The sequence below is a fragment of the Thermosynechococcus sp. PKX82 genome, assembly GCF_031583255.1.
GTDB lineage: Bacteria > Cyanobacteriota > Cyanobacteriia > Thermosynechococcales > Thermosynechococcaceae > Thermosynechococcus.
In genome coordinates, this window is record NZ_CP134169.1 from 1677252 (window position 1) to 1695775 (window position 18524).

The 18524-nt window shown below is 53.1% G+C and carries 12 protein-coding genes and 1 pseudogene; 10 read left to right on the top strand and 3 right to left on the bottom strand.

Annotated elements, in window-relative coordinates; genetic code table 11:
* The first annotated feature begins 41 nt into the window (after positions 1-41).
* From RHH53_RS08340 to RHH53_RS08370, 8 genes and pseudogenes are all read left to right on the top strand, one after another.
* A complete protein-coding gene (locus RHH53_RS08340) occupies positions 42-1604 on the top strand; it encodes a polysaccharide deacetylase family protein (protein ID WP_206199762.1) in 1563 nt (520 codons plus the stop codon).
* Between the two features lie 30 nt (positions 1605-1634).
* Positions 1635-2306 carry a Uma2 family endonuclease gene (locus tag RHH53_RS08345; protein ID WP_310743661.1) on the top strand — a complete coding sequence of 224 codons (672 nt, stop codon included), beginning with the start codon at positions 1635-1637 and terminating at the stop codon, positions 2304-2306.
* A 23-nt stretch (positions 2307-2329) separates the two neighbouring features.
* Positions 2330-2995 (top strand): Uma2 family endonuclease, encoded by a 666-nt coding sequence (locus RHH53_RS08350; protein ID WP_302678033.1) that lies wholly within the window; start codon positions 2330-2332, stop codon positions 2993-2995.
* 124 nt (positions 2996-3119) lie between these two features.
* Positions 3120-3986: a cyanophycinase gene (locus RHH53_RS08355; protein WP_310743662.1), complete on the top strand. Its 867-nt coding sequence runs from the start codon at positions 3120-3122 to the stop codon at positions 3984-3986.
* A 93-nt stretch (positions 3987-4079) separates the two neighbouring features.
* Positions 4080-6770, top strand: coding sequence for a cyanophycin synthetase (cphA, locus tag RHH53_RS08360; protein WP_310743663.1), 2691 nt, complete (start codon positions 4080-4082; stop codon positions 6768-6770).
* Positions 6771-7269: 499 nt separating this feature from the next.
* The gene (locus tag RHH53_RS08365) at positions 7270-7707 is read left to right on the top strand and encodes a hypothetical protein (protein ID WP_310743664.1); all 438 of its coding nucleotides are present in this window, start codon (positions 7270-7272) and stop codon (positions 7705-7707) included.
* Positions 7682-8119 (top strand): annotated as a pseudogene (locus tag RHH53_RS13235) (DUF2290 domain-containing protein). The gene RHH53_RS08365 and the pseudogene RHH53_RS13235 overlap by 26 nt, the downstream one beginning before the upstream one ends.
* Positions 8120-8164: 45 nt before the next feature.
* Complete coding sequence (locus tag RHH53_RS08370; RefSeq protein WP_310743665.1) at positions 8165-11812, top strand: hydantoinase B/oxoprolinase family protein; 3648 nt, start codon at positions 8165-8167, stop codon at positions 11810-11812.
* Between the two features lie 10 nt (positions 11813-11822).
* Here the strand turns inward: RHH53_RS08370 and RHH53_RS08375 are convergent, their stop codons facing one another.
* Both RHH53_RS08375 and RHH53_RS08380 read right to left on the bottom strand, forming a co-directional pair.
* Positions 11823-12224, bottom strand: coding sequence for an AbrB family transcriptional regulator (locus RHH53_RS08375; RefSeq protein WP_206199770.1), 402 nt, complete (start codon positions 12222-12224; stop codon positions 11823-11825).
* 497 nt (positions 12225-12721) lie between these two features.
* Entirely contained in the window at positions 12722-13330 is a 609-nt protein-coding gene (locus RHH53_RS08380; RefSeq protein ID WP_302676165.1) for a Uma2 family endonuclease, read from the bottom strand.
* 89 nt (positions 13331-13419) lie between these two features.
* Between RHH53_RS08380 and RHH53_RS08385 the strand changes: the two genes are divergently transcribed.
* Together RHH53_RS08385 and RHH53_RS08390 are read left to right on the top strand one after the other, a co-directional pair.
* Positions 13420-16431 carry an SMC family ATPase gene (locus RHH53_RS08385; protein ID WP_310743666.1) on the top strand — a complete coding sequence of 1004 codons (3012 nt, stop codon included), beginning with the start codon at positions 13420-13422 and terminating at the stop codon, positions 16429-16431.
* A gap of 74 nt (positions 16432-16505) precedes the next feature.
* Entirely contained in the window at positions 16506-17756 is a 1251-nt protein-coding gene (locus RHH53_RS08390; RefSeq protein ID WP_310743667.1) for a VWA domain-containing protein, read from the top strand.
* On the opposite strand, the gene RHH53_RS08395 is transcribed toward RHH53_RS08390, so the two are convergent.
* Complete coding sequence (locus tag RHH53_RS08395; RefSeq protein ID WP_310743668.1) at positions 17748-18524, bottom strand: SAM-dependent chlorinase/fluorinase; 777 nt, start codon at positions 18522-18524, stop codon at positions 17748-17750. The genes RHH53_RS08390 and RHH53_RS08395 overlap by 9 nt on opposite strands.

The following is an 18524-nucleotide window of genomic DNA, read 5'->3' on the forward strand; positions in this document are numbered from 1 at the left end:
TAGGGCTAGTAGTTATTTGTTCTCGCTCTAGGAGCGCAGTTATGGTGGCATCGCTGGAGTCAACGGTCAGGGAGATTTCACCTCAGGCGATCGCCCGTGAATTAGCGCTCCGCCTTGCGCCGCAGGCCACCTATGTGCGTGTCGCTCACTCCGCCGAAGGCTGGAAAATTCTCCTAGAGGCAGAGCAAATTCCCAATCAACGCACCTGCCTTGATGTCTTGGTTGCTTTTTTAAGTCCTGTCCTCCCCCAATCCATTGATGTCTATGGGCGACAGTTGGGGGGGCAGCGCCCTGCATGGGGAGTACGTCTGCGGCCTCGGCCGGTTGCAACCCCCACACCCACAACAGTTCGCGATCGCCAGCTTGAACCCTTAGCCTTAGCGGCCAGTGTCTTAGGGATTTTTGGTTTAGGAGCCGTCGGCCAATGGCAGTCTCCCAGTGTTTGGTTGGCAGCAGCACCAGAACCCAGCGTTGAACAAGTGCGATCGGTCATTCTCAATGCTGCGCCCACTCTGGCTCCCGCCCGCCCACCCCTGTGGTACCACTACTCACCCCCTGAGGCCTTCCGTGGCCGTGTGTTTAATCAGGTTACCTTACCCCCTGAGCAAAAGTTGGTGGCACTGACCTTTGATGATGGCCCTGATCCGACCTACACGCCCCAAGTTCTCGACATTCTTGCCCAAGAAAAGGTCAAAGGGACATTTTTTGCTATTGCCAGAGCCGTTGCAGCGCGCCCAAAATTAGCGCAGCGCATTGTTAGGGAAGGTCATGTCTTGGCCAACCACTCTTGGAGCCACGGCTACCATTACTTTAATCCTGCCGCTGCCCAGCACGAGGTGGATCAAAGTCAACAATTGATTGAAGACATCAGCGGGGCAAATATCAAGCTCTTTCGACCACCGGGGGGAAATCTCCATAATGGTCTGGTGAGTCGCGCCAGCCAACAGGGTTACGGTGTGGTGATGTGGTCAGTGGATCCACAGGATTGGTTACCTCGCCAAACGAGCGATCGCATTGTCAACACAGTTGTTCAGCAGGCGCATGCCGGTGCCATTGTCCTGCTCCATGATGGGGGTGGCTCGCGGCGAGCCACGGTTGCGGCCTTGCCCAGCATCATTGCCGAACTGCGGGCTAAAGGCTATCAATTTGTCACTGTCCCTGAGTTGATTGCGGCTCAAGAGCCAACAAGTCTACCAGAACCCCCTTCTTGGCTAACGATTCAAGAAACGGCGCAGCTTCAGCAGTTGGTTCTGCAACTGGAGACCCGCATTCAAGCTTTAGAAAAAGATTTAAGGACCACACCCCCATGGGCGATCGCCGAACGGGAATACCTAGCAGCCACCCTACGGGAGCAACAGGCAGCCCTGTCTTGGGTGCAACAACGGCTGGCCTTTGAACAAGCTGCTGCAGGTCAATATCAAGCGGCTCTCAAACTGGCGGAGCAGGCGACGCTTGCCGCTAAGGCACAACAATCATCAGTGGCCAAAATCTTGTGGCAGCGGGCGATCGCCACCCTAGACACCATTCCCAACACGGCCTTTGTTGCCCCCCTTGCCCGGATCAAGCAACGACAATATAGCCGCAGAATGCACCAACTAAAATAAAGGCAGCACGCGAATCCCCAACAGCCTGCCATGACAATTGAACACCCAGTGCAACTGCCGCCCCTTGAAAGTGGCGATCGCCTGACGCGGGACGAATTTGAGCGCCGCTACGCCGCCATGCCTCAGCTGAAAAAAGCAGAACTGATTGAGGGAATTGTTTACGTGGCTTCTCCCCTACGCTACCGCAGTCACGGTCAACCTCACCTATTCCTAATCACTTGGCTCGGCACCTACTGTGCAGCCACACCGGGGGTCGAAGCGGCAGATGCCCCGACTATTCGCCTAGATGCCGATAATGAACCGCAACCCGATGCAATTTTACGCCTCAGCCACGGGGGGCGATCGCGAATTACTGCCGATGACTATATTGAGGGCGCGCCGGAACTCGTAGTTGAAATTGCTGCCAGCAGTGCTGCCTACGACCTGCACGATAAGCTCAGGGTGTACCGCCGCAATGGCGTTCAGGAATATCTTGTCTGGTGTACCTACGATCGCCAAATCCACTGGTTCTCCCTTGAAGCGGGGGAATACCAACCACTTGTTGCCGATACTGAGGGGATGATTCGCAGTCGTCAATTTCCCGGACTCTGGCTTGTCCCTGAGGCATTACTGACCCATGATCTGGGTACGGTTTTGCAGGTACTCCAACAGGGAATTGCCACCCCCGAACATCAAGCGTTTGTGGCTCGCCAGCAGCGATAGAGAGGTTCTGAGGAGAGAGAGCCATGACACTAAAGTATTCTCTGCCGCCCCTTGAAAATGGCGATCGCCTGACGCGGGACGAATTTGAGCGGCGCTACGCGGCCATGCCCCACCTGAAGAAAGCAGAACTGATTGAGGGAATTGTTTACGTGGCTTCTCCCGTTCGTGTCAGTCACAGTCAGCCCCATGCCGAGATCATGGCTTGGCTGGGTTTTTACAAAGCAGTTACGCCGGGCGTTCTTGTCTATGACAATCCGACGGTTCGCTTGGATGGCGATAATGAACCGCAGCCCGATGCTGTGCTCCGCCTTGAAAGCGGGGGCAACTCCCGCATTAGTGAGGATGGTTATATCGAGGGGGCACCGGAACTCGTGGTTGAAATTGCCGCCAGCAGTGCCGCCTACGACCTGCACGATAAGCTCAGGGTGTATCGCCGCAATGGCATTCAGGAATACCTCGTCTGGTGTACCTACGATCGCCAGATCCACTGGTTCTCCCTTGAAGCAGGAGAATACCAACCACTTGTTGCCGATACTGAGGCGATGATTCGCAGTCGTCAATTTCCCGGACTCTGGCTTGCCCCTGAGGCATTACTGACCCATGATCTGGGTACGGTTTTGCAGGTACTCCAACAGGGAATTGCCACCCCCGAACATCAAGCGTTTGTGCAAATCTTGACCGAAACTTAAAAAATTTCCCTAATCTGGCATTATGCTGTATAGAATCCCCGTGTCAATAGGGGGGTATTGGCATCGCCCTTGCCAAATGCATTGATTCTGTCTGCCGATTGACCGTTTCATTCACCGTAGCCCTATGTTGCAATTAGACCCCATTTCCAAAACGACCAATCAACATTCTGGTCACAAAGGCTTAGTGATGGCGATCGGGGGAGCGGAAGACAAAGTACGTGGGCGACAAATTCTCACCACCTTCTGCCAACGCGCTGGCGGCCTAGATGCCATCATTGGCGTCATTCCCTCTGCTTCCCGTGAACCCGATGCCATGGGGCGGCTCTACCACGATATTTTCCGCGAAATTGGTGTGCGCGAAGTGGACGTTCTATTGGTGGGCGATCGCGCTGATGCCGAACAGGAAGAGATGCTAGCTCGCTTGAGTCGCTGTACTGGCATTTTTATGTCCGGGGGCGATCAACTGCGTTTGTCGGCGCTGCTGGATGAAACCCCCCTCCTCTACCAATTGCGTCATCAAGTCTGGGAAGGCAAATCAATTCTTGGGGGCACGAGTGCCGGTGCCGCTGTCATGGGTGAGTGCATGATTGCTAGTGGGGGCAGCAATGAAGCTCCAAACCGCTCCTTAGTCGATTTGGCCACAGGCTTGGGTATTCTTCCCGATGTTTTAGTGGATCAGCATTTCCACAATCGCAATCGCCTCGCGCGCCTGATCAGCGCCATTTCTGCTCACCCCGACAAGCTGGGAGTCGGCATTGATGAAGATACCTGTGCCATGTTTGAAGCTGATGGTATGCTGCGGGTTCTTGGTCGTGGCTCTGTCACCATTGTTGATCCTCGGGATGTCAGCTACACGAACTATGCCCATGTGGATGTTAACGAACCCTTGAGTATCTACAACTTGCGCCTGCACATCCTCAGTGATGGTGACTGCTACAATCTCCGCACCCATCAAGTGCAGCACAAATGTATTTTGCCTCCCCTAAATTAAGTTTTCAGGAAAGTGTTGCTTAAGATACAGTCTATTGCGTCACTCGCCTCAAAACTAAAAATGGTAAGCTGTCCTTAAAAAAGCCACTCTTCTATGAAGATTCTCAAATTACAAACGCTGCGGGGTCCCAATTATTGGAGCATTCGGCGTCATAAGCTGATTGTCATGCGTTTAGATCTAGAAGAGGTGGCCAACACCCCCTCCAATGAGATTCCCGGCTTTGTGGATGGGTTGGTGCGGGTTTTACCCAGTCTCTACAATCATTTTTGTTCCCTCGGCCATGAGGGGGGCTTTCTCACCCGCCTTCGCGAAGGAACCTACCTCGGTCATGTGGTTGAGCATGTCGCCCTCGAACTCCAAGAACTAGCAGGGATGCCCGTTGGTTTTGGCCGCACGCGGGAGACCTCAACGCCGGGGGTGTATCAAGTCGTCTATGAATACCAAGTGGAAGAAGCGGGTCGCTATGCCGGCCGCGCAGCGGTACGACTTTGTCAAAGCATTATTGATACGGGCACCTATCCCCAGCGCGAACTGGATCAGGATCTCGCCGATCTCCGCGAGTTAAAAGCCAAAGCCTCCCTAGGCCCAAGCACGGAAGCGATTGTCCGCGAGGCGGAAGCCCGTAATATTCCTTGGTTTGAGTTGAGCAGTCGCTCGATTATTCAATTGGGTTATGGTGCCCGCAGTCATCGCATGCAGGCCACCTTGAGCGATCGCAGTGGCATCTTGGCCGTGGAACTCGCAGGGGACAAAGAAGGGGCAAAGCGACTGCTTCAGGATGCCGGAATTCCTGTGCCCAAGGGAACCGTCGTCCGCTACATTGAAGACCTCCCTGAAGCCATTGAGGACATCGGCGGCTACCCGATTGTCATTAAGCCCCTCAACGGCAACCACGGTCGGGGGATTACGATTGACATCAACAGCCTAGAAGAGGCCGAAGAAGCCTTTGAAATTGCCAGCAGTGTCTCCAAATCAGTGATTGTGGAACGCTATCATGCGGGTCGCGACTTTCGGGTTCTAGTGGTCAATGGCAAAGTAGTCGCCGTTGCTGAACGGGTGCCAGCCCATGTTATTGGCGATGGCCGCTCCACTATCGAAGAACTCATTGAGAAAACCAACCAAGACCCGCAGCGGGGAGACGGTCACGATAATATCCTCACTCGCATTGAGGTGAATCACGACACATGGACACTCTTGGAAAAGCAGGGCTATACCCTAAATACAGTCTTGCAACCGGGGGAAATTTGTTATCTACGCGCCACGGCGAACCTGAGTACCGGTGGCATTGCCGTCGATCGCACCGATGAAATTCACCCGGAAAATGTTTGGATTTGCCAGCGGGCGGCTCGGATCATTGGCCTCGATATTGCGGGGATTGATGTTGTCAGCCCCGATATTAGTCAGCCCCTGCCTAAAGTTGGCGGTGTGATTGTCGAGGTCAATGCTGCTCCCGGCTTTCGCATGCACACGAACCCCAGCCAAGGGATTGCCCGCAATGTCGCCGAACCGGTGTTGAATATGCTCTTTCCACCGGGAACGCCCTGCCGCATCCCGATCTTTGCGATTACGGGCACCAACGGTAAAACCACCACCACCCGTCTCATTGCCCATATCTGCAAACAAACGGGGCAAACCGTTGGCTACACCACCACAGACGGCATCTATATTGGCGATTATCTGGTGGAAAAAGGGGACACCACGGGGCCTCAAAGTGCCCAACTGATCCTGCAAGACCCCACGGTTGAGATTGCTGTCCTAGAAACAGCGCGCGGTGGTATTCTCCGCTCCGGCTTGGGCTTTGACCACTGTGATGTCGGGGTGGTGCTGAATGTGCAGGCTGACCATCTTGGCCTTGGTGATATTGACACCGTTGAACAGTTGGCGGACTTAAAGGCCGTGGTGGTGGAATCCGCTTGGCCGAATGGCTATGCTGTCTTGAATGCCGATGATCCCCTCGTGGCGGGAATGGCACGCCAAGTCAAAGCCCAAGTGGCCTATTTCTCGATGAATCCCCACAATCCGATTATTCGGCAGCACATTCAGCAGGGGGGCCTCGCCGCTGTTTATGAAAATGGCTATCTCTCGATTTTGAAAGGGGACTGGACGCTACGGATTGAGCAGGCAGAAAATGTGCCCATTACCCTTGGCGGTCGAGCCGGTTTTATGATTGCCAATGCCCTCGCTGCCAGTCTAGCCGCCTTTGCCCAAGGCATCAGTATTGAGCATATTCGCGCTGCCTTGACCACCTTCCGAACTTCAGTGGAGCAAACCCCCGGGCGGATGAACCTCTTTGATTTGGGGCAATTTAGTGTCTTGGTGGACTATGCCCACAATCCAGCAGGGTATGAGGCCATTGGTGAATTTGTCCAAAAATGGCCAGGGCAGCGCATTGGTGTCGTTGGCGGACCGGGCGATCGCCGTGATCAAGACTTAGAACAACTGGGTGAACTTTCAGCGAAAATCTTTGATTGGATCATCATTAAAGAAGATGACGATACCCGTGGCCGACCGCGTGGCGATGCTGCCTATTGGATTGAACGGGGAGTACATCACCACAGTGTCCAACGCCAATACAACATCATCCATGACGAGGTGGCAGCGATTCAATTTGCCCTTGATCGCGCCCCCCAAGGCTCCCTAGTGGTGATCTTTCCAGCGGAAGTCAGCCGCACCATTCAACTGATTCACCAGCATCATCAACGACTCCAAGGGGAAACGACCAATGGCTTTCATAGTGAGGGAATTCTCACCAGTGGTGATCTCAATCCCTCCATCTCCCATTAGGCAGTTTTTCGACCACTAGCAACGCTGATCTGATCAAGTCACTCTGATCAACAGCGAGAAGCACAGTATAGGCCTTTTCAAAAAGGTTGGAGGATCTCACCGCTTTTACGTACTCCCTTTATATTAGAAAAAGAATGCTGTATTATCCGAGTGAAGTTCTCTCAGTGCCGAGGATGTTGTCTTTTTATTACAACCCTTTTTGCTTTAAATTCATAAATAATCAATTATGAATGAGATTCATTGCATCCACGGCATTAACAATAAGCCAGTTGATTCTAAAGCACTTGAACATGCACTTCAAGCAATCTCAAACATCCACAGAGAGTGTTTTCTGGGATATCTTCTACCGACACCAGAAGGACTTTCAGCCATTGAGAATCTCTCCTCTTTACGGAAAAAGTCTCAGCAACGCCAAATTAATAGACCGAATTCTCGTTGAGCAAAGCTTAAGCAACTAGAAGATTCAATTGCTACCCTCGACCATCAGCAACATCGGGCGGTGATTGAAACCATTGATAGCGTCCAACGGATTCGTGGCTTAGCAGGCTCCGGTAAAACTATTATCCTTGCTCTAAAGGCTGCTTATTTACATAGTCAACACCCTGATTGGTACATTGCAGTAACCTTCCAGACGAGAGCCTTAAAAGGACAATTCAAGCGCCTAATTAATCAGTTCTGTATATCGCAAACCAATGAGGAACCAGACTGGATAAAAGTGCGGATAGTTAACGCATGGGGAGCTAAGGGGGATGAAGAACGGGATGGACTTTATTATGAATTTTGTAGAGTTACGGGTAGTGAGTTTCTTGATTTTTCAACAGCTAGGAGTCGTTTTGATAGTAGTGAAAAAGCTTTTGACAGTGCTTGCCAGCTAGCACTTGATACAGTCACAAAAGTACCAGAAATTTATGATGTTATTTGGCACTGGTATAGTTAATGATCAAAACTTTCCTAAGATAGTTAGGCACCCCAAATCCATATGGGATGTCAAATTTGATCACTGTGAAAACATTGCATTAGTAATAAGTGAAACGGATTATTCAGTAATTCACCAAATACTTAAAAATAATAGATACTATAGTGTAAAAATGATTGATGGTGGATTGCTTCAACTTATTTATCGGTTCCAAAGAAATACTCTCATTCAGCATCGCCTTGCTTATTATCTATCTTCTCAATTACTGCCATTTCAAGAAGATCCAGCATCTTATTTTGAAGACACGCACTTCCTTTAGATTATTAATAGACGTACTATTGCTTTTCCTTTGCGGTTTGACTTTGATCAGCAAGCGGCTATCAATAAGACACACCCAGCTTGTCATCTAACTTTGGGCGATGCAAAAAATTGATGAAAGTGGTATGGTTCACGTTGTCATTCCTGATATAGAGTGATCATGAACAATGCGGTTGCAATGAAAGCCAAATGGCAATTTTGGATCGATCGCGGGGGCACGTTTACGGATATTGTCGCCCGCCGTCCCGATGGTCAAATGGTGGTGCACAAGCTGCTCTCAGAGAATCCAGAGCAGTATCGCGATGCAGCAGTAGCGGGAATTCGTACTCTCATGGGGTTGGCGCCGGATGCCCCCATTCCCAGTGAAGCCATTGAAATTGTGAAACTGGGGACAACGGTAGCCACCAATGCCCTTTTAGAACGCAAAGGCGAGCCAACGGTGCTCCTGATTACCCAAGGCTTTGGGGATGCTCTAGCCATTGGCTACCAAAACCGCCCGGATCTGTTTGGCTTAGCGATTCAGCAACCGCCGCCCCTCTACAGCCATGTCATTGAAGTCAAAGAACGGGTGAGTGCCCAAGGGGAAATTCTCGTCCCCCTTGACTTAGAAGCCCTGAAGCCCCAATTGGCAGCGGTCTATGACCAAGGCATCCGCAGTTGCGCCATTGTGCTCGTGCATGGCTACCGCTACCCTGACCATGAACAACAGGTGGCAGCCTTGGCAAGGGAGATGGGGTTTAGCCAAGTGTCGGTGTCCCACGAGGTAAGTGGCCTGATCAAGCTGGTCAGCCGGGGCGATACGACTGTTGTGGATGCTTATTTGTCGCCGGTGCTGCATCGCTATCTACAGGGGGTGCAGGGGGAGCTGGGGGAGATTCCCCTCTACTGTATGCAGTCCAATGGCGGTGTGGTGGCGGCGGCCTGCTTGCGCGGTAAGGATAGTCTGCTTTCAGGCCCTGCTGGGGGGATGGTGGGGGTGGTGCGCACCGCTTTAGCCGCAGGGATTGAGCGGCTGATTGGTTTAGATATGGGGGGCACCTCGACAGATGTCTGCCACTATCGTCACAATCCGGATGCCCCTTGGCCAGAGTATGAGCGGTGGCAGGAAACGACCATTGCAGGTGTGCGGCTGCGATCGCCCCTCCTAGCCGTGCATACCGTCGCTGCCGGCGGTGGCTCGATTTTGCGATTTGATAAGGGGTGCTACCAAGTGGGGCCAGACTCTGCCGGTGCCAATCCCGGACCTGCTGCCTATCGTCGCGGCGGACCTCTCACGGTGACCGATGCCAATCTCCTCTTGGGGAAAATTCAGCCCGCCTATTTCCCCGCTGTCTTTGGCGCCGATGGTCAACAGCCCTTGGATCGCGAGACGGTGGAACAGCAATTTGCTCAACTGCGCCAAGAGATCTACGAGAGCACCGGAGATGCCCGCAGTGTTGCCGATGTGGCGGCTGGTTTTATTGAAGTGGCCGTGAATACCATGGCACAGGCAATTAAGAAAATTTCCCTAGAGCAGGGGCACGATGTGCGCGACTATACCCTCTGCTGTTTTGGCGGTGCCGGCGGCCAACACGCCTGTTTGATTGCCGAGGTGTTGGGAATGCCGCAGGTGTATCTCCATCCCTATGCGGGGGTGCTCTCGGCCTACGGCATTGGTCAGGCGGAGCTGCGAGTACTCAAGGAGCAAACGATTGAACAACCCCTCACCGCCGCTGTTCTGGCGGAGCTGCAAGGCCAAATTGAGCAGCTAAAAGGGCAAGCAATAGATGAACTTGTTGCCCAAGGGGTCGATCGCCCGCAGATTCAAAGTCAAGTGCGCATCGGCTTAGGTTATGTGGGGACAGATACAATCCTCTGGGTGCCCTGGGCAGATTTGGAAAGGATGGCAGCCGCATTTGCCCAAGCCCATCGCGATCGCTATGGGTTTACTATACGGGGGCGATCGCTCCGCATCGGTCAAGTCGCAGTTGAAGCCGTTGCTGTTCAGACAGTTCCAGCGGTCACAATGCCCCATGCCGCCACAGAACTCACGCCCCTTGCCCATGTGTCGGTTTACAGCAAAGGCCAATGGCACAAAGCACCCGTCTATGAGCGCGATCGCCTCCCTGCCCATCAGATCATTGCAGGGGTGGCCTTGATCTTAGATGCTACGGGTACCAATGTGGTTGAGGCAGGCTGGCAGGCCGAAGTGGATGATCAAGGGGGGCTGTGGCTGCGTCCCCTGCAGGAATCTCCGAAACCATCAAAGCAGATAGCTCCCACCGTTGCCGATCCTGTACAACTTGCGATTTTTCAGCAGTTATTTCGCGCCATTGCTGAGCAAATGGGCGTCACACTCCAGCAGACCAGTGCCTCGGTCAATATCAAAGAACGGTTGGATTTTTCCTGTGCTCTGTTTGATGCTGCCGGCAACCTTGTGGCCAATGCCCCTCATATCCCCGTCCATTTGGGGTCAATGAGCGAAAGTGTTAAGGCACTGCTGGCTGAGAAAGGCAACACCCTCCGGGCGGGTCAAGTGTTTGCCACAAATAATCCCTATCGCGGTGGCACCCATCTGCCGGATATTACCGTGATTACACCGGTGTTTCTCAAGGGGGAAGCGCAACCTGCCTTCTTTGTTGCCTCACGGGGGCACCATGCTGACATTGGGGGCATCAGTCCTGGATCCATGCCGGCCAATAGTACCGATGTCCGTCAAGAGGGCATTCTCTTTGATAATGTGCTGCTGGTGGAGGGCGGGGAGTTTCAAGAGGCCGCCATTTATCAACTGTTGAGCCAAGCCCCTTGGCCGGCTCGCTATCCTGAGCAGAATCTGGCGGATCTGCAAGCCCAAATAGCCGCCAATCAGCGGGGGGTACAAGAACTGATTACCCTGTGCGATCGCTATAGTCGCGAGGTTGTGGCTGCCTACATGGAATTTAGCCAAGCCAATGCCGCTGAGTGTGTGCGCCAATGCCTGCGATCGCTCCAAGGGGGTCGCTTTTGCGTGGCCATGGACAACGGCAGCCAAATTCAGGTGCAAATCACTATTGATAGCACCGAAGGCACCGCTTGCCTCGACTTTGAGGGCACCTCCCCGCAAACCAATGACAATTTCAATGCTCCCCTTGCCATTACCAAGGCAGCTGTGCTGTATGTCTTCCGAACCCTCGTACAGGAGGACATTCCCCTGAATGCGGGCTGTTTGCGTCCCATTGAACTGCGGGTGCCGCAAGGCTCACTATTGAACCCCCAGTTTCCGGCGGCGGTGGTTGCTGGCAATGTCGAAACCTCGCAAACCCTTACCAATGCCCTCTACGGTGCCCTCGGCATTATGGCAGCGGCTCAGGGAACGATGAACAACCTCAGCTTTGGCAGCGATCGCTATCAATACTACGAAACCCTCTGTGGCGGCGCTGGGGCAGGAGCCACCTTTGCCGGAGCCAGTACCGTGCAAACCCACATGACCAACTCTCGACTCACCGATGTCGAAGTGTTAGAAAACCGCTACCCCGTGATTGTTTGGGAGTTTTGCCGTCGCCGGGGCAGTGGGGGCAAAGGGCAGCAACCGGGAGGAGATGGGGCAATTCGTGTCCTTGAGTTTCGTGAACCCATGACCGTCAGCCTCCTCAGCCAGTCGCGCAAAATTCCCCCCTTCGGGCTTTTTGAAGGTGAGTGCGGTGCAGTTGGTGAAAATCAATGGCTGAAACTCGGCCAAATCCCCCATCCCTTAGCAGGAACCGCCACAATCAATGTTCAAGCAGGCGATCGCCTGCGCATTTGTACCCCAGGTGGTGGTGGCTTTGGGGTACCTCAACTCTCAGATTAGATATATCAAATTAATCTTCATCGTCGGTGGGTTGACCGTTGCTGCTCACTTGTCTAAGGTGAATGTGCTTACGGCCAAGGGTAATTTCAAATTCATCCCCCGGCTTGAGATTCATTTGCTTGGTATAAGCTGAACCAATGAGCAAATTACCATTGGCTTGTACCGTGATTCGATAACTAGCACTGCGACCGCCTCGGCTACCACCACGTCCTGACTTCGTATCAAGATTCATCCCCAAGGCTTCAAGAAGCGCCTTATTAAACTTCATTTTGCTGATGCGCTCCTTACCACTTTGGGTGATCGTATAGTAGCCACAGGCCTTTGCTTTTTCCTCGTGGCTGAGATGTTCCAATTGTTTGTACTTCTCTAATAAAGCAGCACCTGTCAAGGGTTCTACTTGTTTGCGTCCCATTTTAACCTACCTTTTCAATGATCCAATACTGTCTATTCATTGGCGATTCAATCAAAGAGTGCCAAAGTCTGACAGCGGACTCGTAATGAATGAGTGTCTACTTTTAGCAAACCATAATTTTTTTCAGAATTCAAGTTGCGATCGCCCTTGAGTCAGGGTTTTACATTTCCTTTAGACGAGTTACATTGACACTCTTTTCACAGGGACGCAAGAGGCTCAAAAAAGGTGAGGGCTAGTGTAGAAAGTACGCCACCTCTTTTACAGCCCTTTTCACAGGTGTCCACAGACTCAACACTACAAGAGTCACGACGGAAGAGATTTCTATCAGCGTTTATGTGTCCCCTATTTAAGATAAGGGCGGTAGATGCTCTATCCTTCAAAACAATGACGCTAATCAAACTTACGGCACTTTTTGCAAGAATTGAATACGCTCACAACAGTCGCTTCAGTGTGAGGTGGAAAAGCCCAAGAGTGTCCAACCCGAGTTGGCCTGCTGATCATTGTGAACTATTTGGGAAAATAGAAGCAAGCTCAAGCACTTGTTCGGGGAACTGCGGCAATTGCACAACGCCACTGGTCGGAATAATTCTCTTGCTGAGGTAGCCAAACTGCCGCGGTGTAATTTCAGCAGGTTCGCTATAGACTTCCAGTGTGCGATCGCTGACATTGAACAGCCAATAATAGGGAATCTTGGCTTCGGCATAAAGCGATAGTTTCACTGTGCGATCGTACTCTAGGGATGAATCCGCCACTTCTATCACAAGGAGCGTGTCCGCAGGTGTGGGATGGGCTGAGGCATAGTCATCTTCTTGGTTTTTCACGATCGCCACATCGGGTTCTGGCTCACCATCAAAGGCAATCGTAATCGGCGACTGGCACTGAAGCGTGGCGCGATCGCCCACAATCTTCGGTAAAATTCGCAATAATCGCCGCAGACAGCTTTCGTGCGCTGTTCCCTTTGCCGCCATGCGCACCAGTTCCCCCCGAATTAGCTCAATGTGGTCATCTTCCCTCAGAAACCCAAGTTCCAGTAAACGGTGGTAGTCCTGCACCGTAAATCGCACTGGTTGGGGGGTTGGAGTGGGTTGGCAAGTAGTAGTGATCATGATCTTAATTTTAGGCAGAGTCTCAGAAGTGACGCATTCCTCGCTAGAGAATGCCCTAAACTGTGGAAACATCAAGGGTGTGGTGCCCTATGATTCCACGTCAACTGGTATTGCGCAATTTCCTCAGCTATCGCCAAGCCACTCTTCCCTTTGCGGGGTTACATCTGGCCTGTATTTGTGGTGCTAATGGGGCGGGCAAGTCCTCGCTTCTTGAGGCGATCGCCTGGGCACTGTGGGGGCAAAGCCGCGCTAGCCGTGAGGATGATGTGATCTACTACGGCGAAATGGAAGCCCAAGTGACGTTTGAGTTTAGCGTTCAGGGGCAGACCTATCGGGTGGTACGGTTGCGGCGCCGCGAGCAACATACGGTTTTAGAGTTGCAGATTCAAACAGTAGCGGGCTATACCTCGCTAACGGGGCGATCGCTACGAGCAACACAGGAAAAAATCATTCAAATTCTGCGCCTTGACTACGCCACGTTCGTCAACAGTGCCTATCTGCGCCAAGGCCGTGCCGATGAATTTATGGCCAAACGCCCCAGTGAGCGCAAGCAACTCTTGGCCACCCTTTTAGGCTTGGATCAATACGAGACCCTAGCGGAGGCGGCTCGCGATCGCGCCCGTGACTACAAAGCCCAAATCAGCGTTCTGGAACAACGCCTCCAGAGCCTAGGGGAGCAACTCGCCCAAGAACCGCAGTTACGCGCCCAACAGGCAGCGGTGAGCCAGCAGATTCAACAGCAACGGCAGCAAGTCGAGCAGTGTCAACAACGGCTCCAAGAGCAACAGGCCGCCTACCACGTCTATCAGCTGCAACAGCGGGACTATGAACACCTGCAACAGCAGCGAGACACCCTCGGGACAACAATCGCCCATCTCGAGCAGCAGTGCCAGACGCTCCGCCAAGAACAGGCCGCGATTGCGGATCTAGAAGCCCGTGCCCCCCTCTTGGAAGCCGCCGTTAGCCAATGGCAGCGCCTGAAAACCGCTGAAGCGCAATTGCAGCAGTGTTTTGCTAACTATCAACGGCTGCGCCAAGAGCGCGATCGCCAGCAGCAGAACCTCGACCAGCAGCGCCAAGACCTTCTGCGCACCCTGCATGGATTGGAGAGCCAGCAGCAATTTCTTCTGGAACAATGCCAGCAGTTGGAAAAGCTCCTCAAGCAAGAAAATCAGATTGTCGCTGCCTTTGAACAGTTACAGCGATCGCGCGCTCAGCTCCAAGCCCAGGAAGAGCTTCAACAAAAAGTCTTTCCCCTTCTGCAAGCCAAACAGCGCCTTGAACTGGAACGGCAACAGCAGGAACAACGCCTCCGCAGCCGGCGCGATGAATTGCAACAGTTGTGGCGGCATCTCCATCAACAGGTGGAACGACAACCCGCTCTCCAAGAGGCAGTGACATTGATTACTGCCCAGATTGAAACCCTTGAAAAACAGCGCATCTATCAAGACCATGTGCGGGAAAAGGGACTAGAGCGCCGCCGCTTCCTAGAGCAACTGCAAGCCCGCCAGCGGGAATATGAGCGGCAAATTAATCAACTGGAGCAGCGCTTAGAACTGCTGAATCAGCCGGGAGCGATTTGCCCCCTGTGTCAACGTCCCCTCGATGCCGAGCACCACGAAGCTGTCCTGCGCCGCAATGCCGCCGAAAAAGAGGATCTGCTGAATCAGTTGTGGGTGATTCGTGAGCAATTGGCGGTCACCGAGCGGGAAATTCAAGTCCTACGGCGGGAATATATTACCGTGGGCTATGAGATCTCGCAACTGACGCAACTGTTTGAGCAACGGGGGCAACTCCAGCAGCAACTCCAGAGCACACAGGATTTAGAACCGCAATTGGATCGCTTGGCCGCAGAAATTCAGCAGATTGAGCGGCAGCTGAGGAACGGCCATCAGGAAACCCTTGGGGAACTGCAAGCCATTGAGGCGGAACTGAAACGCCTGAACTATGACGAGAAAAATTTGGCTATCGCCCGCGGGCAAGTGGAAAAATGGCGTTGGGCCGAAGCCAAGGAACAGGAACTCCGCCAAGCGCAGCGGCAATACCGCCAAATTCAGCAACAACTGCCGGCCCTAGTGGCACAACAGGAAGAACTGCAACGCCAACTCAATGCCCTTGAAACCCTCTCCCCCTTGTCACAAACCTTGGCCACCATTGATCAGCAGTTGGCGGCCTTAGCCTACGATCCTGAGCAGCATGCCCAAATTCAGGCACAACTGGCGGCATTAGAACCGGACTATGAGGCCTATCAGACCCTGCAACGGGGGCGATCGCGCCAACCCCAACTCCGCCAAGACCTCCAGCACCTAGAGGAAACGCTGCACCAACAACGGGAACAACTGCAACGCATTACTGACAAACTTGCTACCCTTGAGGACACTGCACGCGCCGCCAGCCGCCTTGCCGCCGAGCTGAACCAACGTCAACAGGAACTCCTGAAGCAGCAGCAGACCCTCGAAGCTAACCTTGCCCAGCAGGGCAAACTCACCGCTGAATTAGAGCAACTCCATCGCCTAGCCCAGGAATACGAACAGGGACAGCAAACCCTTGCCCACCTCCGCCATCAATACCGCCTCTACTGCGAACTAGCCCAAGCCCTAGGCAAAAATGGCATTCCTGCCATGCTCATTGAAACCGTCTTGCCCCATCTGGAGGCAGAAACCAACCATATCCTAGGCCGCCTGAGTAACCATCAACTCCATGTCCAATTCATTACCCAACGCAGTCGGCGGCGCAGTGGCGCTGATACTAAGCCCATTGAGACCCTCGATATTCTCATTGCCGATTGCCAAGGGACTCGACCTTACGAAAGTTATTCGGGGGGTGAAGCCTTTCGCATCAATTTTGCGTTGCGTTTAGCCTTGGCCCGACTGTTGGCACAGCGATCCGGCAGTGATGTTCAGTTTCTCATTATTGATGAGGGGTTTGGTACTCAAGATGCCCAGGGCTGTGAACGGCTGATTGCCGCCCTGAACGCGATCGCCCCTGAATTTCACTGCATCCTCGCCATTACCCATGTGCCTGCCCTCAAAGAAGCTTTTCAAACCCGTATCGAAGTCACCAAAATAGGGGGAGCCTCCCAACTCAGCATCATTACCTAGGACAGGGGTAGCAGCTTGCGGCACAATATCGGCAAAATGGTAGAGTAGGGTCAGCAACAGCACACTTTGCCACGATGACGGTTGAACTTATTGCCAAACTCAGCGATCCCATTGTCAGTGCCGGACAGGGGGCACAGCGCCAACTGGAACTAACGTTAGCGGCACAGCGACAACAACAGCAGCGCGCTCCTCTCAATCTCTGCCTGATTTTGGATCACAGTGGCTCAATGGCATGGCAACCTTTGGCAATGGTCAAGCGAGCCGCGCAGTCCTTGGTGGATCGGTTACTGCCGACGGATCGCCTGAGTATCGTGGCCTTTGATCACAAAGCTCAGGTGTTAGTGCCCAATCAATTTGTGCAGGATAAAACTGCAATCAAGGAGCAAATTGCAACCCTTGAGCCAAGTGGTGGCACTGCCATTGATCTGGGGATGAAACTGGCTCTGACAGAGTTGGCCAAAGGCAAACAGGGAACCATCTCCCAAGCCTTTTTGCTCACCGATGGGGAGAATGAACACGGCGATAACCAACGCTGCCTTGAACTGGCCAAGCTGGCAGCAGAGTACAACATTACGTTTAATACCTTGGGGTTCGGCGTTCACTGGAATCAGGATGTCCTCGAGCAAATTGCCGATGCAGGCGGCGGGCGGCTGATGTTTATTGAGTATGCTGAGCAGGCGATCGCCTGTTTTCAAGCGCTCTTTAGCCACATTAGCAGCGTGGACTACACCAATGCTCATGTCCTATTGACCCTGAGTGAGGCGGCACAACTAGGGAACTTCAAACCAGTCAACCAAGTGGCTCCCGATACGATTGAACTCACCTACGACAGCCCCACCCCCCACGAGTATGTGATTCGGGTTGGCGATGTTTCCGCTACCGTCAAACGCACACTCCTGATCACCCTGAGTACCCAACCCTTGCCCCCAGGCTCTCACCTCATTGGTTTTGTCCAAGTCCGCTACAATGACCCCGTGCAGCAGGCCACGGGTCTTTTCTCTGAAAAAATTCCCCTCACACTCACGGCAGAACCCGATCACATCGCCCAAGTGGATCCAGAAGTACAGCAGAGTATACTCACCCTCGAAAAATACCGCAAAACCCAGTTGGCAGAAACAAAGCTGCAAGCGGGAGATACCGCGGGCGCTGCCACCTTTTTGCAAAGTGCTGCCAAAACGGCTCTGCAAATGGGAGATACGGAAGCAGCAAAAGTCCTTGAAGCCTCGGCTCAAGAGCTACAGCAACAATCTACCCTCAGTGAAGCCGCCCTCAAGCGCACCCGCATTGCCTCAAAAACAGTCCTGAGCAATCCCCCCTCAAACTAGCCACACAGCATCGCCATTCTGGCAGCCTAAGAGCGACTGGGCATTGCCCCTATTAACGGCTAGCTCAATAAACCCATGACTGCCTACTAATGCCATCAGATGTTGAGGTGGAACATCACCATAGGTGTGGATGAGGGGAATCTGCTGCCCCTGAATCTGAATGTGGTGGTAGTCCTTGGCTAAAAGCGCCGCAGGGAGTGTGGTGATCACATTCCCAAAGTGATCAATCGCTTGAATCCAACCTTGGATGCCTTGGGGGGTAATCTCATAGGTGAGATGGGGCAAGCGCACCAAACTGTCTGGCTCAATGGCAGAGCCAAGGCGCGCCAAATCGGTTCCTGCAGCTAAATGGGCGGCCACGGGGGCAAAAATATCCCGCCCATGGAAGGTAGCACTGGGGTTGGGGGTGCGCCAAAACTGCGGCTGGGTGAGTTCAACCACTCGCTGAGGAGGATAGCGATCGCACACTTGACTAAAGACACCATTATCGGGCCCCACACAATACCCGATCCCCAGATCAAGGGCGATCGCCCGCCGACGGGTTCCCACCCCCGGATCCACCACCACGACATGCACCGTTTGCGGGGGAAAATAGGGTACCGCTTGCAGCAGTTGAAAACTGGCCGTGCGACAATCCTGCGGCGGAATTTCATGGCACAGGTCAATCACTTGGGCTTGGGAATAAAGACTTAAAATCACCCCCTTCATCACACCGACATAAACATCCTGATGGCCAAAGTCCGTCAGCAGGGTAATGCAGCAAGCCAT